Genomic DNA, 26,109 nt, shown 5'->3' with positions numbered 1-26,109 from the left:
GGGATCGAGCGGAGCTATGATCGTCGGTTTGCGGTCAGCAGGATTTCCTGAACACTTGAAGTGCGATCAGACGCCGAAAAAGCCTTAATGGTGGAGGAGGAGCAATGTTTCCGCGTGAAGGACGCCAACGGCTTCTCCATCTGCTCTGTCCCGCACCGCGAAGACCTTCACCGGCGCCCGTACCAGTACGCCGAGCAATTCCTAACTCGTGACGAGGCGACGCGGATCGCAAAGGCGATCTCGCGCCTGCCGGAGCTTTCGAAGAGGCCACAGTACTGAGGGCGTTGCTTTTGGCACACCGCGTTGCCTAGCCGTTCGGCGGCCGTTCTCGTTGACGTTGAAAATACAACCTGGAATCTCGGTTGCGGTTGTATGACAGAACGTCGGGGAACGCCGTTTCGGCTTCGCGGTTGGAGAGTCGTGAATAAGCTGGGTAGATTGCCCCGCCGTCGGCTCCCAACACCGGCGGCGGGCTTTTTGTGAGTTGCGTTAGTGGCAAAGCGTACCCCGGCACCGACCGAGAAGCCGCGAGCTTCCATGCCGGGATTTATCAGTCCCCAGCTTGCGACCCTGAAGATGAAAGCGCCTTCCGGGGCTCAGTGGATTCACGAAGTCAAATACGACGGCTACCGCATCCAGCTCCACATCGACCACGACGACCGGAAGGCCTTTACCCGTAACGGCCACAACTGGATCAACCGTTTCTCGATCATTGCCGGCGCTTTCAATATCCCGGGTCAGGCGATCGTCGACGGCGAGGCGGTCGTCATCCATGACGAGCGAACCAACTTCTCCGAACTCCAGGCGGACCTCGGCCGAGGCGACCAGGACCGGCTAGTTTACTTCGCCTTCGATCTCCTGTGGCTGGACGGCAAGGACCTTCGCAGACTATCTCAGCTTGCCCGCAAGGAGCTGCTGAAGCAGCTGATAGACGAGAACGGGCTCGAAGCTCCCATCTTCTACAGTGAGCACCATGATGGTGACGGGCAGGCTCTGTTCGAGGCGGCCAGCAAGCTCAACTACGAGGGCATCGTGTCCAAGCGGGTTGATGCGCCGTACCGGTCGGAGCGGGTTGAGGTCTGGCAAAAGATCAAGACGGTCCAACGCGAGAAGTTCCCTGTCGTCGGGTTCATCAAGGACCCATCCGGCGTCGCCGCGCTCTACCTCGGCAAGAAGGAAGGCAAAGAGCTGGTCTATATGGGCAAGGTCGGCACGGGCTGGAGTCGGACTACATCAGGCAAGATCAGAGACGCCCTCGATACCGTCGTCAGCCGAAGCAAAAGCTCACAAAGCCCGTCAAGAAACCGAAGGCCACATGGGTCGAGCCGAAGTTCTACGCCGACATCGAATACCGCGACATCACCTCCGAAGGCCTGCTGCGAGCCAGTTCTTTCAAGGGGCTTAGCAAGGGAACGCGGCGTTCCTGACGGCGTTTTCTCCACGAGTGAGTGGAGTACCGGCATGCCCGATCGCGTAACCCAAGCGGTAAAAGAAGCCCAAGCCATCCTGGCTCGCTATGTCGAGCCCGGCCCGCGAGACTGCCGGAATACAATCAATGACCTGCTGGCCGTTCTTGACGATGAACGGCTTGTACAGGCGATGGAGGAGGAAGATGAGCGACAATCTCACCAAACGGGACCAGCGCGAGCGTAGCAAAATCAACATTCATGAAGACTTCGAGGTGAAGTATTGGACCAAGCAGCTTGGTGTCTCCAAGGACGAGCTGCAGAAAGCCGTCGACAAGGTAGGCAATTCGGCCGCCGCTGTTCGCAAAGAATTGGCGGCGTAACCGAGGCGCCCGGTATGCTTGCGATCTTTGGAGCAAGGCCCGCGCGCTTTTTCATGCCATGACCAATCCCAACTGTCCCATCTGCTTCGGCCTACGCTTTGTCTGCGAGAACCATCCAGACCGGGCCTGGAGCGAAGAGCTTGGCTGCCGGTGTGGTGCCGGTGATCCGTGCGACTGCAACAGCTCGCCGGATGTTGACGCCGGAATCGAAGAGCCTGACGCAAGCCAGAGTATTTCCGACCCGATTCGGAAAGAAGCGTCATTGACGGGCCGCGCAATTCGGCCCACGATTCCTCGATGCAGACAATTCATGCCACGCACCGGCGCCGGCCTGGCCGCCCGCTGATGTACGGTGAGCATACCGCTCCTGTTCGTGTGCCAGCCAAAGTCGCGGACGAGGTTAAGCCCCCTATCCGCAAGCAAAGCGCAAGCTTCCTGTGTACGTTGTCGGAAAACCAATCAAAGCGCTTTGATCGGGCCGCAATTACGTGCTCGGCTTGGACTTGGGAACGACACTCGGCATTAGCAGGGTGTATCTTGATGGAGGTCTCGATGCCTAGGCACTTCGGTTTGAAGGCAACACCGGAAGTCGCACGGTCGGCGTTGACGGGGTCGTCCAGCGCTTCGCTGGACCGGACTGCTTCGGCGTCTGCATTGAAGAGCCATTCTCAGGACAGTTCTCCAGTGTCAAAGCGCTCTTCCCCATGCTCGGAGCTGCCGTACTCGCCTGCGAGCTGGCGGGGCTCCCTTGGGCGGCGGTCCATCTCAGCAAACTGAAGCTGCACGCCATCGGCAAAGGCAATGCCAAAAGCCCGAGATGCAGACTGGCGACGCTCGGTGGAGCAAAGACCTGAAGGAAAGCGAAGCGGACGCGGGGCGGGGCGGGGCTTTCGCGTTAGACCTCAATTGATGCGAGTAGCAGACAGCAAAAGGCCCCAGCCCAGGGATTGAGGCCTCTGGAGGGTGCTCGCGCCGTCTGGACGCGGTGACTGAGAAGAAAACCTACGCGCGATCTGCAGTTCCTAAAACGACCGGGGCCACTGACTATCGCTAGCGGCCCCCGATGCTCATTTGTTTGATCAATGCCGACCATTTCTCCATCTCCGTCCGCACCGTCTGATCGAGTTCGGCAGGAGAAGACGCGGCGACCTCGATCCCTAGAACGGCCTGCCTTTCCTTCACGGCAGGCTCATTTAGCACCTTTCGAACGGCGGTGCTGACTCTCTGGATGATATCGTCCGGCGTTCCAGCCGGCGCGAACATCGCCAGCCATCCCGTCATCTCATAGCCAGGAACGCCGGATTCTGCGATGGTCGGCAGGTCGGGCAGGATCGCCGCGCGCTTCGCGCCGGCCCATGCCAGCGCCTTGATCGAACCGGAGCGGATGCTAGGCAGTGAGGTCGATATCGCATCAAACATCAGCTGCACGTGGCCCCCGAGCAGATCCTGCATCGCAGGCGCCGTTCCCTTGTAGGGCACGTGCACCAGCTTGGTCGACGCCGTCGCGTTGAACAACTCGCCGCTCAGATGGTTTACGCCACCCGCTCCCGATGATCCGAAGTTCAGCTCTCCTGGATTGGCGCGGTCATATTCGATTAGTTCCTTCACGTTGCTCACCGGCAGCTTAGGTGTCGCCACCAAGATGACCGGCAGATTGACCAGGAGCGAAACGCCCTTGAGGTCCTTCACTGGATCGTACTGCAGGTCGTAGAGTGCCGGCACGATCGGGTAATGGCTGCTGGTGATCAAGAACGTGTAGCCGTCAGCCGGCGCCTTCGCGACTGATGCGGTTCCAAGCGTGCTTCCCGCGCCCGCGCGATTCTCGACAATGAAGGCCTGGCCAAACTCGGCAGCGAGACCTTGCGCGACCTCCCGCGCGGTCAGGATCGGTGGATCCGCCGGCTGGAAATGGCACGATGATCCGCACGATCTGGCTCGGCCATTTCTCCAATGCCCGGGCGCCCGATGACAGGACGACAACAATGCAGACCAGAAACGCTCTCATGACGAATCTCATCAATGCGGTGATCGAACGGGCATACGCAGCAGGGCGCGTGTCTCTTCGGGCCTCGGAACGGCGCCCGACCGAGCGGGCAATGGCGGCGGCTTCCACGCTTCCGCTCGCGCCGCTTTCTGAGTGTTGCTCGAGCCTCAATAAGTCCAGCACGACGCCGTCCGGAATCGACGTACGTCCATGCCGCGCGGCATCCTTCGCCATGTTCGATCTCCTCTTGCGTATGCCCATTATTCTTATTGTTGGCTCAATGGTATCGGCGCGCGGGCGTCGTGGCCATATCCACTTCAGATATGGAGATCATGTGGATAGTGGTATGGGAAGAACTGCCCCTTATCGCGTGCGCCGGCGTTGAAGTAGCGCCTGCAGCAGGATCGGGTGATCGGAAAGTCGTGCCGGCTTTCGGTGGTCTGCACCGCGTGGCTGCCCCATGATGGCCGGACACGGTGAATGGCGCATCAATCGTTCGATGCGGCCGGGGGTCACGCAGCGGGCTTGAGGCTTTAGCTTGGCTTGAATGCGAGGGTCGCTATAGTATCCGTTGGTGTTGCCGTACACCTGCCGATGTCGTGAACGCTGCGAATGCTTATTCTCCGACGCCAGCGGCGCAAACATAACGGCGGGCGGGCGAGACACCCGCGCACGTCGAACGGGATTGTCACAGACGTCAGCGCGGCGATATTCGTTGAAGCGCGATCTCACTTCCGAATTCCAACAAAGAGGCCAAGCTCCTCGGCAGCCGTCCGACCTAGCTGCTGCTCGGTCACCAGGCCGACTGCTTTCCGCTTTGTAGTAGCCTGCATATAACAGACGTTGGCGTCTCCATTCAGCGCCTCCTGGCCGCTTGAAACATTACAGGTGTCCATCAATTCGGAGGACGTTCAATGCTTCAGCTGCGCACAACCCACGCCATAGCGTGATTAGCATAGCGTCCCTGACGGCGGGAACATTAGCGTTGCGGTCACCTAACTACTAGTTTGCCATTGCATCGGCGTCGCCAAGTACAAAGAGCGTCGACAATCGGGAGTCTCGCGAAATGATCGTGGAACGTCAGCCGGCTGCGGGTTGTGGCGAGCAAATGATCCTCTAGTTCGCACCGCAAGAGCTCAATAGGCGTCCCATGCTTCGACGTCGGGAGCTCGAGGTCGACAATTCCGACTCGCGCACCCCGCTTCAAGGCGGGTATGAGATTGTAGAGAAAGGCATAGGGTTGGGCTATCTCGTGATACATGTGCACAAGGATTGCGGCATCCAGCGAGGAAGCGGGTAGGCGCGGGTCGTGCGGTTCGCCGAGCGCGAATTTGACGTTGGTCAACTTCAGGAGCTCCGTTCGCTTGGCGAGCTCGATGAGGTAATCGCGCGTGACGTCCTGGGCAACGACAGAGCCCGCGGCCCCCACGAGGTGGGAGAGCCTGACCGTGTGGTAGCCACTGCCTGCACCAATGTCGCCGACCGTCATGCCTGGCTTCAGTTCAAGACGACCGACGATTTGGCCGGCTTCATTCAGGGCGTCGCGGAGCTCTTCGGCAGAGCGGCGTGGGCTGACGATCCGCGCAACAGGGCGCTGAGGCGAGGGAAACTCCTTTGCCGCGACCCCGGGGGGAGCCAGAGGACCGATGTCGGCGGCGGCTGCGCGAGCTGCGGAAAACGCCACAAACAGCGTCGCTGCACGGACCAGTGCCATCACAGGCCTGCCAAGCTTTCCCAGCCGGTTTAGGCGCGGTCTTCCGGTTCTTGTGAGCTCAAGATACGAGCCCACCGTGATGTCAATGAGGTTGATCGTGACGGGCAACTCCATCCATGCGCCTTGCGCTTTAGCTACTGCGTCAGATACTCATGAGAAAATCACTAGCCCGCAATATGCAGGAACCCGCTGATCGGGCCCTTTTTCCTCGCGCATGACTCGGGCTTTGCCGCGCAGCCAAACAGCAAAGCCGAGGCTACGGCCGGCGCCCCAACGACAAACACATCAGCATCGCGAGAAACATGTACGTCTACGGCCACTCGGACGGACTGCCGCAGAGGCCGAGCCAGAGTTGCAGCACATGAGCGATGGCCGGCACGCCCACCATCACACCTGAGAGCAATCCTATCAACCCAATGGCGCCGCACTGGGTCAAGGCCATCAATGCCCGTTACAGGACAAGGGGGACATCCTCAGCCCGCGCATATAGAGCGAGGCGGACTTAGTGCGCTGCTGCAGCTTGCGATCTCAGCGTGCGCCCAGGTTTGCCCGCACCGGGTCGTTGACCGACTTCTTCCATAACATCTGATGTGCGAATCTCCGTTCTTGCTCGCGCAGCGGCTCGGATGTTCTTCAAACGAAGCTGAATGCTTGCTCGCGAGATGCCAAATGCGTCAGCGACCGAATCCGTCAAGGCCCGGGACCCGCTTGCGCCGCAGGCGGATTTCCGCGGCAAGGAAGACCGCCCATGCGTGCGCAAAGGGCGACCAACACCTCGCAATGACCTTTGTTCTGTCAGGCGGTTTTCAGCCTTGACCCGGGCCACGTCCCAGGCGCCGCGGCAGAATGTACTCGACGTCAATGCTGATGCCGTCCCCGCTCAGGGGGGTCGCTGTGTAGACCGCAGAGACGGCCAATTCGAAGAAACTCCCGATCGTGAGATAGCCGATCGTGAGCGCCGACTCTCCGCTTGGGGGGCCGCCGAGCAGCAACTCCGCGATGTGGCAGCAATCGTCCATCGTCGCCGCCAGCGGTGGAAGGGTGATGAGCTCGCCGGTGTGTTGAGAGATTTTGGCTGGATCGGCGAATTTGGGTTCGCGCCCAATAACCGCGCCCGCGTTGATCAAGGGTACGAAGAATTTCGCGACCTGCGCCGGCTGACCGGTAATATTTTGAATGTTGACCTCGGTCGCGTACACGCCCGGCCGGGCGCCTGCGGTACAGCAGCAGTTCGTCTCGGTTTGTCTGCCGCACACGACCTTCACGCTGTGCACGAGGAACTCGGCTTGCGGCGGTACGGTGGCGGCGGCGAGTAATTCGCTGAACGGATGCGGGAGACGGTCACTTGCAGAGCCCGTCGGATTTTTGGCCATTTCGATCTCCACGATGGTTTGCGGAAGGCGACCTACACGCCGAACTTACGCTAGACTCGACGCAAACTTGTGAGAGATGGCTCACACACTTGGAAGAAACCGCGACAGGCCAAAGGGTCTCGCAAGCAGTGCAACGGATCGTCAGGCGGCGATCACTCGATTATCCTTTGAAGTGCGACAAGAGAGACTAAGACGAGCACCAGGGCTCCGGCGAAAGTGATGCCAAGGAAAACATTGTGCATGGCGCCGCATCTCCTATTCATCGCTCCCCCAGTCACCTTGTTGGCGACGGAGACGAGATCATCAAATGATCCCCTCAGCCGTCGTCATTGGTTGCGCGCTTCAGTTCGACGACGGACCCCTCCGATAGATCGTCGGGATCGGTGCGCTCGCAGGCTGGAAAACACAGCCTCGTGCTGGTGCAGTATCTCGCTCGAGGAACGCTTGCTCCCCTTCGGGTGCCTCATCTGTCGTGTTCGGCATTTCTGTAGGTGCGATCGCGGTCAGCGCCCAACGACGAAGTTCGGTAGTAACATCATCGCCGTTTTTCGAGCCGGGACTTCGAAGCGTTGGCAGCCAGGGGTTCGAGGCTTGCCATCAGTTTTTCCTGCGCTTGCCCCAACCCTTCCTTCAAGCTGTCCAACAGAGACAATTCAGCGACTGCAGGTGGAGTCATGGCTTTGTCGTTCCTCGAAGGTTCGATATTCGTTTTTGACGCTGCATGATGAACAGCAACCTTTTTCGAACGTTCTCGGTTTGCGAGATTCGGCCTTATCGCTACGTCACCAACCGGCGCCGGAGTCGTTGTCCTGGGAGGCGGGACGACAGCTGCAACAGCTGCTTGTGGCCATCGTTCAGCAAACTCCAGTACGCTCGGCGGCGAGACAATCGTCGGCAAACTCGTGTCGATAATGACCCGCTCGGGTAACCGTTCGGCCGAGGCGATTCTTATGGCTGGCCTGTCGGTGGAGCCACCGGTAGGTTCCGCCACTTGCTGCGGCAAACACCACCCCAATCCGATCAGCAATAGGACAAGGGAGCTGCCGACAAACCCGAAATATTTCATCAACGGCATGGGTCGCCTCCCATTTGAGACGACCTTGAAACCGGAATTCTTAGTCGATCGCTAAAGATAGATTAAAAACGGAAACGTGGTTATTAGCGATGTTGCGATGCAGTAGCGACGCCATTTGACCGAGGGAGCCGAGCCTAAGGGCGTGGAGAGGATTCGCTCTCTCAGGGACGCAGAGGTCGGCGTCACCTCCGCTCACTTGCAAACTAATGGCTTCGATGGCGTACAAATGCGAATGTTGTGCTGCTTACGTGTGCGGCTCCTGGAGCGAGCCTAATCACCCGAAGGCCGACTTCCTCCATAACATTGGATACCCGAACGATCCCGCGGCTTGGGAACGCAGACACGCTGATGCCTGGTGGCGTCGTCCGCCCGGGATAAACAGGCACCCACCGCCGCAGCGCGAAATCGGCGCACAAACCGGCAGCCGAGATCCGGTCTGCCGCTGCGCAGGACGCGCGCGGTCGTTCATTTCTGCGCCGGAGGAATTTTGATCCGATGTATTTCCATTTTCTGCCCGATGCCCTTCAAGTTCTGGTAGTCGCGCGACGCCGGGCATCCTTTGACGATGTCACTGACTCCGGGAGCCTCCATCACCATTTCTGTCAGGCATATTTCGTTGACACCGGCTAGACCTTGCACACGGGCGGCGATATTCACGTCCTGTCCGAAGTAGTCGATCCGGTCGTTGAGCCTTACGGCTATGGCCCTGCCTCTGTGCACGCCGATTTTAAGGCCTAGCGGCTGCGAAGCGGTTTTGTTGAATCGCGACAGCTCTTCGATCATCTCGACGGTTGCAAGAACGGCATCCTGTGGACGCTCGAAGCCAGCCATGACTGCATCACCGATCGTCTTCACGATCGTGCCAGATCGCTTCCTAATTATCTTATTCAAGATGTCGAAGTGCTGACGGACGAGAAAGTAGGCATTCACATCGCCGATGCTTTCGTACAGCGAAGTCGAATCCTTTAGATCAGTGAACAGGTAGGTGATGTCGGAAACGGCTAGACTATCGCGCTCATCCACCAGTTGGGTCTTATAGAGTTCGCCGAAGCAGGGGGTGAGCAACAATCGCTTACCGGAAAGAAACGGCTCATACTCGACCAGATGGGGCTGGAACTGGGAAGGGTACTGGAGAAACCAGAAGCGGCCTCGATCCTTGGTGCGGTTCTCAATCTGGATAATATGTTTGCCTGGGCTAAGATCGGCCGTCTGTCGAAATGCAAAGCGTCCGTCGCCAAGAATCATATTCCTCGGCCCAGTGGGCCGATCCGCAACTACGAACCGGCCCGATTCGAGCTGGACCAGCGTTTCCTGGCGCTCCGCCGGTTCACCGTTCGCGAAGAAAACCAGAAGAAGCTTATGGCTAAGATCGAGCAGCTCGAAACGGCCGGCTGTTACGTCGAATTCCAAGTTCAACCGCTGACCCGCCTCGATATCGGCAAATCCCCGCGAGAGTGCCGCAACGAGTCGCTCGTGTGTCATTCCGTGCGGGGGCTTGAAGTCCTTGGAGAAGTTGTAACGCAGATAGTAGTCCTGGACGGACAGCATGTCCGGATGACGATATATGATGTCGCGAACCGAACTCGAGACGGTAAAGGTGACCTGAATGTAGTCGTCAAGGGCCGCCTCATTGAGGGCGTTGCAGAATTCGCATTGGAAACGTGGATGAACCTGGTCTAGCTCACGAAAAGTGCCTGCGACCTGCGGACAGTAGGCGCAGATGAGCAGCCACTCCATCTCGAATAGGCCAACCTTCGCGGCGTGCACAAACAGCTCGATTCCTTCGGCGTCACTTAGGCCGTTGGCAGTCGCGTATTGGATAGGATTGACGCGAAAGAGATCATAGTCGCCGGAGGCGTGAATAAAACCTGCGAGATCCGGAAGGATCCGCGGCGCCCAGCTCGCTGCCGACCCGAGCTCTATGAGGCGCTGACTCAGGAGGTCTTCGTTGACTGGGGAGGGCCCTTGCATATCAGTATGATACCTCGCTCCATGCCGGCAATACTGGTTGGTCGGCCATTCGATTAGCCACGCGACAATCGAAGCGGACGCTCTTTTGCCCAATTGTTTTAGTCGAACCGAGCCGGATAAGAAAAGTCAGCTCTATTGGCCTGTATCAGTCGGCAATGCGACACTTTGATCGAATAGGCAATGTCTGGTCTCCGTCCAACATGTCCATGAGAGCGGTGCAGCGCGGTTCTGGAGTTGAAGTCTAGAGCGGGCCGTCGGCGCTACGCTATGAAATGAGCTCAAGGCCCGGGCAGATGCCCCTCCCGCCCATTTCCGTCAACATTGATCGCCATATGAGCTAGATAGTCATTAGCTTGGCTCGGAGGGTCATGCGTCAACGGGTCAAACAAAGCCGTTTGAAGGACGCGGATGAAAAGCGTGACGCTCTTGGTCTTGGCATCGTGTCTGCTGGCGTTTGGTTGCAGGGCAGCGCCCAGAGGCCGGACCTTAGTCGCTCCGCCGCTTTCGCTTGCTCCGCCCTCTACTGAATAGGAGCCGGCGCCTCCGGCCACCCCTAAGAACGCTTGGCCGACAACGGCAGCGGGCTAAAGTGTCGCCGCCACGAGCGCTCGCCAAAAATTTGAGGCCTTCGGCAAAGACCAATGGCGGGCCGTTATCGCGGACGGACGCTCTCCCGCCGGGAGCGTCCGACAAGGCTTGGTCTACACCAGTGATCGGTGCGCCTTCGTCGGTCCTCAGCCCAGCCGTGGACTACGATGGCTTTAGCGTCGGCACGGTTCGACGATAATGACATGTCGGGTTATGCGGCGCGAACCATGAAGTCCCGCGTAGCAAGAGGTTCCAAGCCCAATTCGAGGGCGGATAGCATCGTGGCGCAGCACCTGGTCGAACAAGAAGATGAGGCATTAAAACGCAAGCTTTACGATCTGCCGCGGCTGCAAGCAGGCAGTCGGCAATGACGGCAGGCGCTGTTGATCCATAGCAAGCGCATTTTGATCCTCGCGCAGGCCTATTGTCGGATGAAGACCTTGGCATGTGGAGGTCGCGGAGCAACGTAAAACCGTGCCTCACAGGCGAGGCACTCCAAGTGCTCCGCAATGTCAACCCGCAATCCAGATGACATTCTTCTGGACCAGCAATCCGGGCATTCTCTCTTGTTCAATGCGTCAAGAGTAACTGCGTCAGTCATTTCGAGCTCGTGGAAACTAGCTGCATCAGACCCCGAAAGAGCGACTGATGTGCTTCGCCATGACGATGGCAACATCCGTATAGCGGCCGTTTGACCAGAACTGATCGCAAATCAGCAAAAAGAATAGCGCAATAAGCGAAATCAGAATTCCCTTGCACATAGCGGACTTGTCCCTTGATGAGACTGCCAACCGAGCAGGTATGAACTGAGAGAGACGATATGATTCTGAAGTCGCTGCTGCGACGATCTGCAATAGTTATAGGCTGGCAAGAAGCCGTTACTAATCCGTTAACTGACCGATCCGACCAATCTCTGCCGAAGGTTTGGCCTCTGGTCCGACTGCTGATCCCGGATGTCCGCTATTCGATGGCTACCTCTGAACCTTCGCGTGCTCTTCCTGGGCGTCAACAACTATACATTCGTGAGTCGTAGCGGTTGCCATGTTATTTCTAGTCGGAAGCTGACAATCCGGATGCACCGTCGCGCAAATTTGGCCATTCGCAACCGCATGCTGAAGGTGCGGCGGGGACGCCTTTCGCAGCCCAACTCCAGAAGCGGTCTGTATGGTGATCTTTAATGGCAAGACCGAGGTTGGTGGGAGTGGAGCCCAACTTGGTGCGCGCAAGCCCCATCTTCTGTGGCAACGGCCATTATCTCGATTGCCCTCCAGAATCTGGCCATCACGGTATTAATCAGTCTCGCGTTTGGCCGGCCCATGGCACCTCCGAGCGTCGTCGGACGACATCGAAGCGAGTGCGCAGTGCATATCGCGAGCCGAAATCAGCGTCGTGAGAAGTCGATCTTGGCCAGCGCTTCACCCGGGTTGTCGCCTTTGCCGCAGTCGTCAGACGGCTTGGGGTTGCACTCTTTCCGCGGCTGGCAGTAGTCCTTGTGTGGATGGCAGTCGTCGTCCTCGGCGTCCTTCCAGCCATTATTGCGCTTCGAGCAATCGCCCGTGGCGTCAACGAGGCAGTCATCGTGTCCGTGCGCGGTCTCGACCGATTTCGCACCTTCGGAAAACTCGGTGACCGCGACATCTCGCGCAGGCCCCGCTTCTGGTCTGAGGCTCGTCATTCCGACCTGAAACGCCCCGGCCGCCGCGGCAAGATGGAAGATGATATCGGCTCCCTGGGTAATTTCGGGTCGGTGCGCTACGCTCACGCGCGTCATATTTAGGTGCCGGAGATTCGCATTGATTTCTTTTTCCTTCTCGGTGTCGAGATGGGCCGTGCCCTCGTCCAGAAACAGGATCTTTGGTCGGCGATAGAGCGCGCGAGCAAGCAGTACTCGCTGTTTCTGCCCGCTAGACAACGAGCTTCCCATGTCACCGATGAGGCTGTTGTAGCTCATCGGCATTGCCATGATGTCGTCGTGGATGCCGGCAATCCGCGCGCACTCGATCATCCCTTGCAGGTCGAATGTTGTGTCAAAAAAGCAGATATTGTCGGCAATCGATCCCGACAGCAATTGATCCTCCTGCATCACCGCGCCAATTTGCTCGCGATAAGCGCGCGGTCCGATCTGGCCCAGCGGAAGGCCGTCGATCAGGACCTCTCCGCTCGTTGGCTCAAGCAGCCCAAGCATAATTTTGACAAGGGTTGACTTGCCGCAACCTGAGGGTCCCATGATCGTCACGAATTGTCCCGGAGCAACGCATAGGTTGACGTTATTAAGAATCAGAGGCTCTCTTTCTGCATACCGAAAGCACACGTTGCGCAGTTCGATCGCGCCGCGCATCTGTCGGACATATGACAGGTCCCGGTCGTGCCCCTTCTCGATCGGGGTGAGCGCAATGTCGGCGAGACGCTCGAGGTGCAGCCCGAGAATGCGGACATCCACCAGCTTCTCGATCAGCAGCGCTGTCCGTCCAGCGAACTGCAGCTTGTAGCTGACGAACGCGAATATCATGCCAACCGTGATGAGGTTGTCTAGTGCGAGGCGAGCGGCGAGGTAGATCGTGATTACGTTCTCCAACCCGAATATCGTGTCGTTCATCGCTTTGAAGCTGACCCTTGCACGACCAAGCCGCACGTTGGCATTTATATACGCAGCATAGCGGTTCAGCCACTGGCTCTCCCGTTCGTTCTCTCGGTTGAGTAACTTTACGCTCTGCACCGCTCGCACGGTTTCGATGAAGGCGGAGTTCTCGTCTGCCTTGCTGTGAATGGCCGCTTCGCTCCGTTGCCGGAACAGCCCGAAAAGAGCGAGCCGCAAGGCGGCGTACAACGCGAACGCCAGCAGTACGACAAGTCCGAGTTGGACGCTGTAGGTGAACATTAGCGCCAGCATTAACACTGACATGAGACCGTCGATCAACCCCGTGATCAGTCCCTCCGCGAGCACGTTGCGAATGGGCTCGATCGAGTTGAAGCGAGAAAGGATGTCGCCGATGTGCCGCTTTTCGAAGAATGAGAGTGGCAAACGCACCAGATGATGGAACAGCCGGGCGCCGATTTGAAAGCTCAACGTGTTTTGCAGAACAAGTATAGTGAACGAGCGGGTAGCGGTCGACCCGACCTGTATCAGGAGAAGGAGAGCGAACCCTAGCCCGAGTACGACCAGGAGATCGACGTCCCCTCTCGCGATGACCTCGTCAACGGTGAGCTGCATATAGAAAGGGGCGGCTAGGAGAAGAATTTCGATGACTACTGACAGAACCAATATTTGGGCGAGGGCATGAGTGTTGCCGTTCATTCCGCTCCAGAATATCGAGAACGGCAATCGTACTCGCTCGTCTGTGCGGCAGAACTCTTCAGTGGGCGAGAGTTCGAGCGCGACCCCGGTGAGATGTCTAGATGCTTCAGTGAGGGGAAACCATTTTTCGCCGGCTGCCGGATCGTGCACCACGATCCCTTTCTTCCTATACGCTTTCAGTACAACGAAATGAGCCATGTCCCAGTGCAGAATAGCCGGTAGGCGCAATTGGCAGAGGTGGCCGATCTCGATTCGCAGCGGTCGACATGCCAGCCCCAGGTGAGCTGCTATCTCCATAAGGTCGCGGAGAGTGACACCTTTTAGGGACACTGGATGCCGGCGACGCAGTGTGTTCAAGTCAGTTCGATGACCATGATAGAACGCGACCATTGCGAGGCATGCGAGCCCGCATTCCGTCGCCTCCGTCTGCCTGATGAGCGGGAGGAATCTGCGTCCGCTGAAATTCAATAGTCCCTGCATGCGCTACATCCTTGCGCTTAGCACCGGGTCAAGCAGCCACCTCATGAGGGACCGCTGCTCAAGAATAACGTCGGCCCTAAGCAGCATGTCCGGCTGAAGCGGCATCTTACGGCCATGGGCGTCGATGTCGGGCCGTTCGAGAACCGCAGTCACACGGTAAGCCGGTTCCTTGAGGGTAATCGGCCCGGTCGTTTCGTTGCCGGTCAGGATTGTGTGAGAGACTTTTGTCACGCTGCCGCGGTAGGTGCCGAATTTCTGATAAGGAAATGCATCGTAAAGTATCCTAACCTGCTGGCCGGGGCGCACAAAACCAAACGCGCGTGTCGGAAAGAACAGCTCCGCCTGCAGGTGCGCATCAAGGGGAATTATTTCGAGCTGCATATGCCTTGGATCAGCGATCTGGCCAACAGTCGCCTGCAGCGTGGACACGCGCCCACCCGTTGGCGCCTTAATAACGTAAGCCTGCCGCCCGTTCACCTCGGCCACGCGCTGTTCGATCGAGGAGAGATCATTACGCAGTACTCGAATCCTCTCTGCGGCGACAGTTGGAAGTTGCTCGAGTGTATGCCGAGCATCTGTCAATTGGGTGCGTCGCGCGGTGATCTGCTGATCGAGTGACACCACGCTCTGCTTTTGCTCAAGTGCAGCCTGCTCGCGGCGTTTCAGCTCAATCGTTGGCAATGCACCGCTTGCGGTTAGCTTTGCACCCGTCGATACAAAACTCTCGGAAAGCTTCAGTCGCTCGTTTTGGATGCTTCGCTGGTCCTCGAGTTGAACAATTTCTCCTTCGATCCCCTTGATCGTGGCAGCGAGGCGATCCTGTTCCGAGGCGGTTCGGCTATCTTCCGCATCGATCTGTCGCTCCACCACATTGCGTTGCTGCGCCAACACTGCAAGTACGGTGGAATTGACGTCATCGCCATTGGCGGTGATTTGGGAAGTGACTACGGTCAGGAGCGGGTCACCCTCCGCAACCTCTTGCCCTTCTTTCACTTGTATCGCCTTGATGAAACCGTGTTGTGGTGCGAAAATCTTAGCTGTGCCGGAGGTCGGCGTGAGATACCCGGACACGGTCTCCTTGCGCGCGTATTGCGCGATGGATAGAAAACACAAGATGACTCCAACGAGCGCAGCCAGGCTCCAGCTAAGGAGCGTGCTTGATAGCGGCTGCAGCAGTACGACCTCACCCCAGCTGTGGCGCTGGCGCAAAAAGTCGATAGCTTCCTTGCGAAATAGAGCTGGCTGACTCGCCATGGACGCACCTTGCTGTGCTCTTATTCATATTTAAGCGCTGCTTCATATTTAAGCGCTGCGCGGAGTATCTTTCCGCCACAGCAAGACGCGGATGTATACCGATGAACCGCTCCCCCTTATGGAGAAGCGGTTCGCCGGTGCATCATGCCCTTATCCCACGAAGGTTTGGGATTGGTTGGACAGCACGCCTACCTGAACTTGGTTTCCGCTGAGAACATTGATGTCGCCAGTTCTGATCAGTGATCCGCCATCATGGCAGCCACAGCCGCCGTTGCCTGCGGCCACGAGGTCGAGCTCTTCATCAGACAGTTCGATCGGGTGAGTAAAAGTGGTCATCTCTAGCATCTTGGTCTCCTTTCGATGTAGTGGCAGAACGGTGATGTAACGGTTGCCACGTCATCACTAGTTGCAAGAGACCAATCTGGATGCACTGTCGCATAAATTTTCTGTGCGACACGTGTTTGACGCTTGTTTGCATCGTGATTGTGCAACGTCGTATGCAAGGTGTCTTACAGTGAGGAGCCAGTGCGGTTTCGTCATAGTGAGTTGGACTCTGATCAGTTCGGTGCGGCGGAGATGGAAAGCGCGCTGGGACGCCATGGGGCGGAGCTCGATCCAAGGTGCGCTTTAGTTTGTTTCGATGGCGCCAGTCGCCGCGCCTGTTGGCACGACAAAGCTTCCAGCTGATCGCATTGCAGGCGGGTTGGATAGAGGCAGGAAAGTGAAGGGTTGGAATTTAGCTTTTTTGAAAGTGCTCCGAATGACCCTTGATGGCGTTACACGGCATATCAAGGAAATCGGATCCGATGCATGCCCCGAAGTTATAGATGCGACTTTGCGCCCGTGTTGAAGCCTCCCATCTTCGAAGGCGGCCCGAGGAGTTGCGTCGCTGCTCAGCGCCTCGACCTGGCAAGCGAGCACGACGCGTTATGGTCCGCCACCGTCGCGGCTTGGCGATTGGCAAAAAAGTTTGAAAACTTCGGGAACGAAGGCGCTGCTGCTGACTTGAGTTCGCCGACAGCCGATTTCGTATTTTTTTAAAAGAGATAATTGAAATACATTTAAATGCAGGGTGTTTAAATTAGCAGGCAGTGGCACTGCGCGTGAAGATAGGACCGGGGTGACTCGACCATGCCCCATCAATGCGTCCATTTAACGAAGGCAAAGATTCGCCCCGGCGCAGCGCGGCATGATAGCTATTGCGAGACGGCTCTTAATTACGAAACAGCTCTGCTTGAGTGCGCCTCCGGATCGCGATCGGCCGTCGGCAAGATTTACGCCCGGGAAAGGGAGCAGTTGCGCGCGATGGCGCACCGTATCGTGCACGACAGATCCCGCTCCGAGGACGTCATCCACGACGCATTCGCGCAGATTCTCCGATATGCGAAAAACTTCGATCCTGCACGCGGATCTGCCCGGGGCTGGATCTACGCGATTGTCCGCAACACGGCGCTCAAGATGCGGCGGAGCGCCAGGCGCGAACTCGCGCTCGAGGACGACGCATTGAATGCCATCTGCGCGCGGGAGCGGCCCGTTCCGAACCCTGCGTCCTGTATCCCAGACAGTATGACGCTGCGAACCATACTCGATCAACTCGAGCCACAGCGCCGCGCGAGCCTGCTTCTGGCAATCGTTGACGGGCGCACGCACGAGGAAATTGCCGAATACCTCCGGGTTCCCGTAGGAACCGTCAAGGCGTGGATCCGGCGAGAGCTCGTGGCGATGCGCCGGCAGCTCGAATGAGGCGTGAACTTATTTTTTGCCGCTGCATCCAAAGGCGTGCTTCGGCGACAGTAGGAGTGACGGCGTGGTGCCCAGGCAGGGCGCGCGCATGATGCACGTGCCTTGTTCGTCGCCTGAGCGAGGAGCGAAACAATGTCTTTCCTGAGCAGCGTTGCAAGCATTACCGGGCTGTTAAAGCTTGCGGGAACCCGCGTCCCATCCGACGAATCTACGTCAACCAAGCCCGACGACTGCGGTCACGGCAAGCTGTCAAAGTGGAATGACGATCACAGCGGTAACGACGACTTCTTGAGAACCGACGACGGCAAGGACAATCATTCCAAAGTTAGCGGCATTGCCGCGTACCCGAAAGACGGCAAGGGTGACTACCCAGAGCACGATGGTGGTTGGAAGGACGCCAAGGACGGCGAATACCAGCCCAAAGACTACGACGACGGCGGCAGGGGCGAGACCGATCGCAGTCCTGGTGAAGTGCTGGCCAAGTGCGACTTCTCCCATGGTGATTTCCCGGGTGATTTCAGCTCGCACGGTCCCGATCATTCGGGTGACATACACGGTGCGCTCGCTTCGATGTCTTCCGACGATGCGCTCGAATACGCCATCGGTTTGATGGGCCCAACGGATTACTTCGACGTAGGGCATTTCGACACGGCGACGGATACGTCGCACGACACGGACGCCTGACATGCCGAAGAGACTCGCTTGGCAGTGAAAGCTGCCGGGCGAGAGTGGTTTTTGAACGAGAAGGGCGGCGGTCATGCACCAGGTAGAAAAGCGCGAACTGTTCGACCAAGGGCGGAAGATTTTCGAAGCCGGAGTGCAGCGTGCTGACAAGCGATCCGGCTCTTTCAGTTTCTTGACCTGGTCATTCTTCATTGCCCCGCTGATTGCCTGCGAAGAGTTTCTTGCCGCCCCGTTCAAATCCGCGCTGGCCGAGCAAGAAGACGCGACAGCCGCTCGGGCAGGTGCGGGGCCGCAAGCGACGAACGAGGAGCTCCCTGCGAGCGATCCCGCGAAACCGGGCGCGGAGACTGAAAGGCCCGAAGGGCGGGCCACCTCGTTGGAGACGCATGCGGCTCAGCTCGATCCGACCGGGCTTCTGGCGGAGCCGCATGAAGACGCGCCCAGACCGAGCACAGCTCGTGGCGAAGCAGTGGCCGCTGCGAGCTGGGGGGATGGGGGCGGAGGTGGCGAAGATGCCGATTTTTGCAAGCACCATGCTCACACCTCGGCCCACGTTAGTAGCGTCAATTGCGTCAACTCGCTGACAGCGGATTCCGACCTCGGAAGCACTCAATTGCCCGGTGGGTCAACGCTCGAATCCATTTGGTCTAATGTACCTTGCGACTCGTTTACCCCGTCGATCGTCACCTCCCTTCCTCTGCTTGGAATGGTCGGCGATCTGAGCAATGACGTGGTGGTAGTGATTGCGCCGGTCGAGGCGGCGGTGCCGCCGGCGTTCGCGACGGCGACCGACACCGTCAGCACCCTGCCCAACGACGCGGCCGGCACCATTGCGCCGGTCGAGGCCGCGGTGCCGCCGGCGCTCGCGACGGCGACCGACACCGTCAGCACCCTGCCCAGCGACGCGGCTGAAACGATTGCGCCGGTCGAGGCGGCGGTGGCGACGGCGACCGACAACGTCAGCACCCTGCCCAACGACGTGGCTGAAACGATTGCGCCGGTCGAGGCGGCACAGCCGACGTTCACGACATTGGCCGACAACGTGGGCACGCTGAGCAACGACGCGGCTGAAACGATTGCGCCGGTCGAGGCGGCGGTGCCGCCGGCGTTCGCGACGGCGACCGACACCGTCAGCACCCTGCCCAGCGACGCGGCCGGCACCATTGCGCCGGTCGAGGCCGCGGTGCCGCCGGCGCTCGCGACGGCGACCGACACCGTCAGCACCCTGCCCAGCGACGCGGCTGAAACGATTGCGCCGGTCGAGGCGGCGGTGCCGCCGGTGCTCGCGTCGGCGACCGACACCGTCAGCACCCTGCCCAACGACGCGGCTGAAACGATTGCGCCGGTCGAGGCGGCACAGCCGACGCTCACGACATTGGCCGACACCGTCAGCACGCTGCCCAGCGACGCGGCTGAAACGATTGCGCCGGTCGAGGCCGCGGTGCCGCCGGTGCTCGCGTCGGCGACCGACACCGTCAGCACCCTGCCCAGCGACGCGGCTGAAACGATTGCGCCGGTCGAGGCGGCACAGCCGACGTTCACGACATTGGCCGACAACGTGGGCACGCTGAGCAACGACGCGGCCGGCACCATTGCGCCGGTCGAGGCCGCGGTGCCGCCGGCGCTCGCGACGGCGACCGACACCGTCAGCACCCTGCCCAGCGACGTGGCTGAAACGATTGCGCCTGTCGAGGCGGCACAGCCGACGCTCACGACATTGGCCGACAACATGGGCACGCTGAGCAACGAGGTGGTTGGCCCGACGACGGGTTCAGAGAGTCAGTCGACCGCGTTGTCGCAAACAGCTGCATCGGACAGCACCGGTGTTCACACCCTTAATAGTTCGGCGCCTGCTCTTGAGATCGCGGAGTCGGCACTGGTTACGGAGAACGGTACGCCTGGTGATGTACCACAGCCCCCGGATGTGGCTGGCGATGCTTTGGTCAGTGCGGCGCCGGTCGCGGACACGAGCGAGCCGGTGCTCATTACAACAGCTGCGGCTCCGACCGATGCGCCGAGCGATCTGTCGCATCCGGCCGACACGGGCAGTGTGGCTGGCGATGCTTCGGCGAGTGCGGCGCCGGTCGCGGACACGGGCGAGCCGGTGCTCGCCACAACGGCTGCCGCTCCGACCGATGCGCCGAGCGATCTGTCGCATCCGGCCGACACGGGCAGTGTGGCTGGCGATGCTTCGGCGAGTGCGGCGCCGGTCGCGGACACGAGCGAGCCGGTGCTCGCCAGCGCCGGAGATTCGCTCAGCAGCCCTGCGACCGAGCCGGTACAGCCGGCCGCGCCGGACACCAGCAGCGCTCAAACTCCTGGATCGGCCGACTCGACGCTCGCCGCCACGACTGACGCATCGATCGAGAGTTCGGGATCCGTGACCAGTGCCCCGGAGAACGTTGTGACGGACACATCGAATGCTGCGACAACCGCCGTCGCGGGCGATGTGATCGCGTTGAACGATGCGCCACCGCCTCCGGCAGATCCGCTGTTCAACGGAACCCAGTATACAGACTATGGCGTCGCTCTAAGCAGCGACATCGCGCCCCCCCAGACTGCCGTGTCTCAGTCGGACGCCGTATCGGCTCAAGACATTTCGGCGCCGGTGGCCGCCGATGTCCAAAAACCCGCGCCGCCGCCTCCCGACAGCGTGGATAGTACTCCGATCGATCACGTTGGAACTCACGATGCCATCCTCTAGTAGGAGGCAAACATGACAGCTGTCGAGACACTGGACGATACGCCGCGCAACCAGTCCGGAGCTCAATTTCGCGTCGTATCCAACGACCAGGCCCGCGACAATGTCGGACCTGTCAACGCACTGGCCACTTGGCGTTCGGTCGCGCGCACTAGCTTGATAGCGGTCGCGGCATTTTCGGTCGTTGTGAATCTGCTGATGCTCACGTTGCCGATCTACCTTTTTCAAATATCCGATCGTGTGCTGACGAGCCGCAGTCTCGAGACACTGTTGATGCTCTCGGCTCTCGCGCTGACGTTCATCGGTATCCTCTCGATTGTGGACATTCTGCGTCGGCAGGTGCTGGGGCGTCTTGCGACCAAGATGGAAGCGGTGCTTGGCGGCGCAGTACTGGCGAGCAGCATCAACAACGCCAGGGCTGGCGAGGGCGGAACCATCCAGGCGATCCGCAGTCTTCACCAGGTGCGGGGCTTCATCTCGAGCCCTATCATGCTTCTACTGATGGACGCGCCACTCTCGCCCCTCTACTTCGGAGTCATATTCCTCGTTCACCGACATCTGGGCTGGATCGCGGTCGTATCGGGCTTGGCGCTCGCACTGATTGCGCTGATCAACCAGAAAGCGACCTCGGAGCGTCTGAGCGAGGCAGGCCTGCATGCCGCCGAGGCCGATGCGGCGGCCGAGTCCCTGGCGCGAAATTCGCAAGTGATCAATGCGATGGGAATGCTGAGCGAAAGCATTCTCCACTGGGGGCGCCGCCAGGCGCCAGCGCTGACGGTGCAGAGCCAGGCCCTTGATCGGAATTTCTGGATCAGCGGTGCGTCGAAGTTCGTCCGGCTCGTGGCCCAGATCACGATCCTCGGCACCGGCGCCTATCTGGCCCTCCACGCCGAGATCACCGGGGGCATGATGATCGCGGCTTCGATCATCGCCGGCCGCGCTCTGCAGCCGCTCGAGGGTTTGATCGAGGGATGGCGCAGCTGCGTTCAGGCGCGATCGGCCTATGCCCGCGTAAAGCAGGCGGTCGAGTCATTCCAGCGCGAGGCGCCCAAGCTGCGCTTGCCCAGACCGCAAGGGCGCCTGAGCGTTGATCGGGTCTTGTATCTGCCGCCGGCCTCGAAGGAGCCGGTGCTCAATGGTGTGTCGCTTGAGCTCGCGCCCGGAGAATCTTTGGCCATCGTCGGACCGTCCGGATCCGGCAAGTCGACTCTCGCGCGCATTCTGGTGGGTTGTCTGGTGCCGACAGCCGGGAAAGTCAGGCTGGACGGAACAGAGCTGCGCAACTGGGATCGCCGCCAGTTCGGGGAATATAGCGGCTATCTGCCCCAGGAGGTCGAGCTATTTCCCGGGACCATCAAGCAGAATATCTGCCGCATGCGCGACGACTTGCCCGACGAGAGCATCTATGAGGCGGCGATGTTGTCGGGCATTCACGACATGGTCTGCCAGTTGAAGCAAGGATACGAGACCGTGCTCGATCGCGGCGGTGGGCCCCTCTCGGGAGGACAGAAACAGCGCATCGCGCTCGCCCGGGCTTTCTTCGGTAATCCGTCCCTTGTCGTGCTCGACGAGCCCAACTCGAATCTCGACGCGGCGGGCGAGCAGGCTCTGACCGAGACCCTGCAGCGCGCCAAGAGGCGGGGGGTCACCGCGGTGGTCGTAACCCTGCGACCGGCGCTACTGAACAGTGTGGACAAAGTACTCATACTGCGGGCCGGACGCGCGGAAGCATTCGGCTCTCCGAGCGACGTGTTGCATCGCCTGGTTCGGTCGCCCGGCAGGGCCGGCGGAGATGAGCCGGAGCAGCCGCAACGCATCGAATCCTCGGGCGGGTGACCGGCGCGGGAGGACAGCATGAGAGCGGTAAAGGACGACATCGGCGAGTGGTACCGCGGTGTTCCTCTGAGCGCCAAATGGCCCATCTTCACCGGCCTCGCCATCCTTGTTGTTTGGCTAGGGTGTTTCGGCGTTTGGGCCGCAGTCGCCCCACTCAATAGTGCGGTCGTCGCCTCGGGCACATTCGTGGCTACCGGGCAAAACAAGCTAGTCCAGCACTTCGAGGGCGGCATCATCCGCGAGATTGCAGTCAAGGACGGGGATGTCGTCGAGGCCAACCAGATCCTCGTTCGCATGGACGATACCGCTGCCAACGCCAAGCTGAAACGGCTGGTTTTGAAGAAGCATCGACTGCTCGCCATGAAGGCGCGTCTAGAAGCCGAAATGAGCTCTTCGGACGCAATCGAAACTCCGGCTGCATTCAGCGAGAGCGCGCGTGATCCGGAAATCAAAGCGATTCTTGATCGGCAACGTGCCGAACTTTGGGCACGCCGGGCCAGTCGGGTGGCCGAGGAAAGCGTACTCTTAAAGCAAATCGCTGGGCTGGAGGAAAGCATCCGCGGATATGAGGCGCAAGTGCAGTCCACCAAAGACCGTATTGCCTTGTTCGCCGAAGAGCTGAAGGACAAGAATTCGCTTCTTGGTCAGCAGTTGGTCCGCAAGTCGGATGTGCTAGCGTTGCGACGCTCAGAGGCGAGTCTCGGGGGCGACCTCGGCGAGTATCTCGGCCGCATCGCCGATTCGAAGGAGCGGATCGCTCAGGCGAACGAAAGAATAGCGCAGCTCCACGCGGCGGTGCTTCGGGACGCGATCAAGGAGCTGCGCGAGACCGAGGCGGAGCTGGACGATGCGGAGGAGCAGATTCGCGCCGCTCAGGATGTGGTCGATCGGGTCGATGTCCGTTCGCCGGTCCGAGGTATTGTGGTGAAGAACAACTTCCATACACCGGGCGGCGTCGTCTCTCCTGGTGCCGTGATCCTTGAGCTCCTGCCGATCGGGGACGAGCGCCTCATCGAGGCACATGTGAATCCTAAGGACATTTCGCATGTGAGCGTAGGTCAGGAGGCGCTGGTACGACTGTCGGCGCTCAACCAGCGCGTCACACCCATGGTGGGGGCGAGCGTCATCTACGTGTCAGCGGACGCCTTGTCGGAGCAAATGCAGGGGAAGACCGAAACCCGTCCCGACGGTGACACCCGTCGGGAATTCTATGTGGTTCGGGTGCGCCTGGACCAGGACGATATTCTCAGGCGAATGCCTGAATTCATCCCGACGCCCGGAATGCCCGCAGACGTTTACATTAAGACCGGAGAGCGCACGTTTTTCGAGTACATCATGAAGCCTTTCCTCGACAGCTTCTCGCGCGCGTTCCGCGAAACCTGAAGAGAGCGAGCATTTTGGACGTCAATGCTGAGCACTCGCGAGTACGGTGCCCTCAAGCCTTTCGGATCAGGGCACTGACATTCAGCAACCCGGTTGCCATCGCGTATAAACCCGCGAAGCGCAAGAATGACGGCCGGTCCTTCCCGGGACGCCTTACCTAGTCGTCCGTGAAGAGCGGCTAAGCGATTGAGCTAGAATCGCATTTGTCGTTGTGGACTGTTTTGCGATTGCAGGGTTTTGATGCTTGGGGCATCGGAACCTTGCAATTTGATTTTCAGGATTCCGTCGAATCGCCAGTCATGATTCCCTCGTCGCATCGGAGGTGGCGATGCGACCGAAGAAGCACAGGACGACGGGATCGGGCGATCTGTTCCGGGCCAAGCTGGACCAGATCATCAATATGAAGCACGAGCTGGTTCAGTTTGCCGGCAAGGTCGATTGGGACTGGATCGACGGCGAGATCGCGCCGCTCTATAGCGAGAACGGTCGGCCGGGCATCGCAACCCGCTTCGTGATCGGGCTACTCCTGCTCAAGCACATTTACGGCCTGTCCGATGAGGGGGTGTGCGAGCGTTGGGTCCACGACCCCGTATTTCCAGTACTTCACCGGCGAAGTGTTCTTTCAGCACGCGTTCCCGCACGAGCGCTCGGACCTGAGCCATTGGCGCAAGCGGCTCGGCGACAAGCTTGAGCTGTTGCTGGCCGAGAGCTTGCGGGTGGCGCACGAGGCCGGTGCGTTACGCGGCCAGGACCTCAAGCGGGTCACGGTCGATACCACCGTGCAGCCGAAGGCCATCACCTTCCCGACCGATGCCAAGCTGCTGCACGCGGCGATCAAGGGGCTCAATCGACTGGCGAGGAAGCACGGGGTCAGGCTGCGGCAGTCCTATCTTCGCATTGCCAAGACCGCGGCAATGATGGCGGGGCGCTACGCCCATGCCAAGCAATTCAAGCGGCATCAGCGGCAGTTGCGCATTCTGCGCAGCCGACTGGGCCGGATCATCCGCGATATCCGCCGCAAGATCGAAGGTCAGACCGTGATCGAGAACGCGTTCGCCCTCCCGCTTGGCCGGGCCTCGCAGATCCGCTCGCAGCAGCAGCGCCAGCGCGGCTGGAAGCTCTATTCCTTCCACGCCCCGGAGGTGGAGTGCATCGGCAAGGGCAAAGCAGCCGCGCCTTACGAGTTCGGTGTCGAAGCCTCCTTCGTCACCAACAACCGCCGTGCTCCCGGTGGCCTGTTCGTGCTGCACGTCAGGGCGCTGCCCGATAACCCGTACGACGGTCACACCTTGCGGGACGTCATCGACCGCACCGAGACGCTCACCGGCTGTGCGATCGAGCGGGCCTATGTCGACAAGGGATACCGCGGCCACGACACACAAAATCCCCGCCGAATCTTCATCTCTGGCCAGAAGCGCGGCGTCTTCGGTGTCATCAAGCGCGAGCTGCGCCGCCGCTCCGCCATCGAACCCATCATCGGACACCTGAAGACCGATGGCCACCTCGGCCGCTGCTATCTCAAAGGCCGCGCTGGCGATGCGGCCAACGTCATCCTCTCTGCCGTCGGCCACAACTTCCGCCGCATCCTCGCCTGGCTCAGAGAACTCTTGTGCCTGTTCCTGACCCAGCTCTGGCGCACGCGCGCCTGTCCGGCCCCGCTCAATTCCGCTTCTTAACGGACGACTACCTCACAAAATTATTTGGTTTTAACCCCAGTCTGAGATGGGCGTCCTTTGATGGAGCGGAGAAGGTTCGAGGCCAGGCTCTCTCCCTCCATCGAGTTGCTGCTCTAAACTCGGATGACCCGCAATACTCGACCGCGTTTCCGACTGAGAAGCTATCATACGAAACGCAGTCAGTTGGCCAACTGATAAGGTAATAGCTGAAAGCTTATCAGTGGTGCCGGGCGTAGATAGGGCGACGCCGCCGGCCCATCTAGCAGGCATGAGTTGTAGAAAGCCGGCTACGGCCATGAGCGGAAGTCAGATCGAACCGCATATCGTCGATCTCAGCGGATGTCTGGGTAAGCGCTTTTGGGGAGCCCCTAGAGACCCGGACACCACCCGAATTCAATGACTTCCTACCGTCCGTAGGACTTGCAGTCAGTTACGGTGTCAATCGGCTTGCAACTTTGACCCCTCGTATTGCCGCATCAGCAAATGTTACCCTGATGGCACGGATGCGAGGTCGACTGATCGGCCGCGCCAGGTAGCTTTCCCGGCTTGCTCGACGAAAGGGG

General features: G+C 59.6%; 18 protein-coding genes and 1 pseudogene. 11 read left to right on the top strand and 8 right to left on the bottom strand.

Features of this window, described 5'->3' with window-relative positions:
* Positions 1-114 precede the first annotated feature (114 nt).
* The 3 genes from IVB27_RS33325 (at position 115) to IVB27_RS33315 (ending at position 1,789) form a co-directional block, all read left to right on the top strand.
* Positions 115-279 carry a hypothetical protein gene (locus IVB27_RS33325; RefSeq protein WP_247447021.1) on the top strand — a complete coding sequence of 55 codons (165 nt, stop codon included), beginning with the start codon at positions 115-117 and terminating at the stop codon, positions 277-279.
* A 258-nt stretch (positions 280-537) separates the two neighbouring features.
* On the top strand, positions 538-1,653 hold the full coding sequence (gene ligD, locus IVB27_RS43850; RefSeq protein ID WP_247447020.1) for a non-homologous end-joining DNA ligase: 1,116 nt from the start codon (positions 538-540) through the stop codon (positions 1,651-1,653).
* On the top strand, positions 1,613-1,789 hold the full coding sequence (locus tag IVB27_RS33315) for a DUF3606 domain-containing protein (protein WP_247447019.1): 177 nt from the start codon (positions 1,613-1,615) through the stop codon (positions 1,787-1,789). Before ligD ends, IVB27_RS33315 begins: the two co-directional genes overlap by 41 nt.
* 1,050 nt (positions 1,790-2,839) lie before the next feature.
* On the opposite strand, the gene IVB27_RS33310 is transcribed toward IVB27_RS33315, so the two are convergent.
* Positions 2,840-3,769 carry a tripartite tricarboxylate transporter substrate binding protein gene (locus IVB27_RS33310; protein ID WP_247447018.1) on the bottom strand — a complete coding sequence of 310 codons (930 nt, stop codon included), beginning with the start codon at positions 3,767-3,769 and terminating at the stop codon, positions 2,840-2,842.
* Between IVB27_RS33310 and IVB27_RS33305 the strand changes: the two genes are divergently transcribed.
* Positions 3,706-4,158, top strand: a complete 453-nt coding sequence (locus IVB27_RS33305) for a hypothetical protein (protein WP_247447133.1) — start codon at positions 3,706-3,708, stop codon at positions 4,156-4,158. The genes IVB27_RS33310 and IVB27_RS33305 overlap by 64 nt on opposite strands.
* A 606-nt stretch (positions 4,159-4,764) precedes the next feature.
* Here the strand turns inward: IVB27_RS33305 and IVB27_RS33300 are convergent.
* The 4 genes from IVB27_RS33300 to IVB27_RS33285 form a co-directional block, all read right to left on the bottom strand.
* Positions 4,765-5,601 (bottom strand): class I SAM-dependent methyltransferase, encoded by an 837-nt coding sequence (locus tag IVB27_RS33300; protein WP_247447017.1) that lies wholly within the window; start codon positions 5,599-5,601, stop codon positions 4,765-4,767.
* 692 nt (positions 5,602-6,293) lie between these two features.
* The gene (locus IVB27_RS33295) at positions 6,294-6,860 is read right to left on the bottom strand and encodes a hypothetical protein (RefSeq protein WP_247447016.1); all 567 of its coding nucleotides are present in this window, start codon (positions 6,858-6,860) and stop codon (positions 6,294-6,296) included.
* A gap of 535 nt (positions 6,861-7,395) precedes the next feature.
* Complete coding sequence (locus IVB27_RS33290) at positions 7,396-7,935, bottom strand: hypothetical protein (RefSeq protein WP_247447015.1); 540 nt, start codon at positions 7,933-7,935, stop codon at positions 7,396-7,398.
* 465 nt (positions 7,936-8,400) lie between these two features.
* A complete protein-coding gene (locus tag IVB27_RS33285) occupies positions 8,401-9,906 on the bottom strand; it encodes an adenylate/guanylate cyclase domain-containing protein (RefSeq protein WP_247447014.1) in 1,506 nt (501 codons plus the stop codon).
* Between the two features lie 791 nt (positions 9,907-10,697).
* Between IVB27_RS33285 and IVB27_RS33280 the strand changes: the two genes are divergently transcribed.
* Positions 10,698-10,865: a hypothetical protein gene (locus tag IVB27_RS33280; RefSeq protein ID WP_247447013.1), complete on the top strand. Its 168-nt coding sequence runs from the start codon at positions 10,698-10,700 to the stop codon at positions 10,863-10,865.
* Between the two features lie 1,010 nt (positions 10,866-11,875).
* Here IVB27_RS33280 and IVB27_RS33275 read toward each other — a convergent pair.
* From IVB27_RS33275 to IVB27_RS33265, 3 genes are all read right to left on the bottom strand, one after another.
* On the bottom strand, positions 11,876-14,269 hold the full coding sequence (locus tag IVB27_RS33275) for a peptidase domain-containing ABC transporter (RefSeq protein ID WP_247447012.1): 2,394 nt from the start codon (positions 14,267-14,269) through the stop codon (positions 11,876-11,878).
* A 3-nt stretch (positions 14,270-14,272) separates the two neighbouring features.
* Positions 14,273-15,523, bottom strand: coding sequence for a beta-barrel domain-containing protein (locus IVB27_RS33270; protein ID WP_247447011.1), 1,251 nt, complete (start codon positions 15,521-15,523; stop codon positions 14,273-14,275).
* A gap of 150 nt (positions 15,524-15,673) precedes the next feature.
* A complete protein-coding gene (locus IVB27_RS33265; protein WP_247447010.1) occupies positions 15,674-15,868 on the bottom strand; it encodes a hypothetical protein in 195 nt (64 codons plus the stop codon).
* A gap of 786 nt (positions 15,869-16,654) precedes the next feature.
* Between IVB27_RS33265 and IVB27_RS33260 the strand changes: the two genes are divergently transcribed.
* From IVB27_RS33260 to IVB27_RS33235, 6 genes and pseudogenes are all read left to right on the top strand, one after another.
* A complete protein-coding gene (locus IVB27_RS33260) occupies positions 16,655-17,266 on the top strand; it encodes a sigma-70 family RNA polymerase sigma factor (RefSeq protein ID WP_247447009.1) in 612 nt (203 codons plus the stop codon).
* Between the two features lie 132 nt (positions 17,267-17,398).
* Entirely contained in the window at positions 17,399-17,950 is a 552-nt protein-coding gene (locus IVB27_RS33255) for a hypothetical protein (protein ID WP_247447008.1), read from the top strand.
* Positions 17,951-18,023: 73 nt separating this feature from the next.
* Positions 18,024-20,654 carry a hypothetical protein gene (locus tag IVB27_RS33250; protein ID WP_247447007.1) on the top strand — a complete coding sequence of 877 codons (2,631 nt, stop codon included), beginning with the start codon at positions 18,024-18,026 and terminating at the stop codon, positions 20,652-20,654.
* 12 nt (positions 20,655-20,666) lie between these two features.
* Positions 20,667-22,487 carry a type I secretion system permease/ATPase gene (locus IVB27_RS33245; RefSeq protein WP_247447006.1) on the top strand — a complete coding sequence of 607 codons (1,821 nt, stop codon included), beginning with the start codon at positions 20,667-20,669 and terminating at the stop codon, positions 22,485-22,487.
* 18 nt (positions 22,488-22,505) lie between these two features.
* Positions 22,506-23,870 carry an HlyD family type I secretion periplasmic adaptor subunit gene (locus tag IVB27_RS33240; protein ID WP_247447005.1) on the top strand — a complete coding sequence of 455 codons (1,365 nt, stop codon included), beginning with the start codon at positions 22,506-22,508 and terminating at the stop codon, positions 23,868-23,870.
* A 328-nt stretch (positions 23,871-24,198) separates the two neighbouring features.
* Positions 24,199-25,546: pseudogene (locus tag IVB27_RS33235) on the top strand (IS5 family transposase).
* Positions 25,547-26,109: the final 563 nt, after the last annotated feature.

This window comes from Bradyrhizobium sp. 197 (assembly GCF_023073375.1).
Lineage (GTDB): Bacteria > Pseudomonadota > Alphaproteobacteria > Rhizobiales > Xanthobacteraceae > Bradyrhizobium.
This window is presented reverse-complemented; position numbering and strand designations above follow the sequence as displayed.

Bases quoted from the DNA above. Each gene is read 5' to 3' on its own strand.
- IVB27_RS33255 (WP_247447008.1), top strand. From the start codon at position 17,399: ATGTCTTTCCTGAGCAGCGTTGCAAGCATTACCGGGCTGTTAAAGCTT.
- IVB27_RS33305 (WP_247447133.1), top strand. From the start codon at position 3,706: ATGATCCGCACGATCTGGCTCGGCCATTTCTCCAATGCCCGGGCGCCC.
- IVB27_RS33285 (WP_247447014.1), bottom strand. From the start codon at position 9,906: ATGCAAGGGCCCTCCCCAGTCAACGAAGACCTCCTGAGTCAGCGCCTC.
- IVB27_RS33290 (WP_247447015.1), bottom strand. From the start codon at position 7,935: ATGCCGTTGATGAAATATTTCGGGTTTGTCGGCAGCTCCCTTGTCCTA.
- IVB27_RS33315 (WP_247447019.1), top strand. From the start codon at position 1,613: ATGAGCGACAATCTCACCAAACGGGACCAGCGCGAGCGTAGCAAAATC.
- IVB27_RS33270 (WP_247447011.1), bottom strand. From the start codon at position 15,523: ATGGCGAGTCAGCCAGCTCTATTTCGCAAGGAAGCTATCGACTTTTTG.
- IVB27_RS33240 (WP_247447005.1), top strand. From the start codon at position 22,506: ATGAGAGCGGTAAAGGACGACATCGGCGAGTGGTACCGCGGTGTTCCT.
- IVB27_RS33245 (WP_247447006.1), top strand. From the start codon at position 20,667: ATGACAGCTGTCGAGACACTGGACGATACGCCGCGCAACCAGTCCGGA.
- IVB27_RS33300 (WP_247447017.1), bottom strand. From the start codon at position 5,601: ATGGAGTTGCCCGTCACGATCAACCTCATTGACATCACGGTGGGCTCG.
- IVB27_RS33265 (WP_247447010.1), bottom strand. From the start codon at position 15,868: ATGCTAGAGATGACCACTTTTACTCACCCGATCGAACTGTCTGATGAA.
- ligD (WP_247447020.1), top strand. From the start codon at position 538: ATGCCGGGATTTATCAGTCCCCAGCTTGCGACCCTGAAGATGAAAGCG.
- IVB27_RS33260 (WP_247447009.1), top strand. From the start codon at position 16,655: ATGCCCCATCAATGCGTCCATTTAACGAAGGCAAAGATTCGCCCCGGC.
- IVB27_RS33280 (WP_247447013.1), top strand. From the start codon at position 10,698: ATGTCGGGTTATGCGGCGCGAACCATGAAGTCCCGCGTAGCAAGAGGT.
- IVB27_RS33275 (WP_247447012.1), bottom strand. From the start codon at position 14,269: ATGCAGGGACTATTGAATTTCAGCGGACGCAGATTCCTCCCGCTCATC.
- IVB27_RS33250 (WP_247447007.1), top strand. From the start codon at position 18,024: ATGCACCAGGTAGAAAAGCGCGAACTGTTCGACCAAGGGCGGAAGATT.
- IVB27_RS33295 (WP_247447016.1), bottom strand. From the start codon at position 6,860: ATGGCCAAAAATCCGACGGGCTCTGCAAGTGACCGTCTCCCGCATCCG.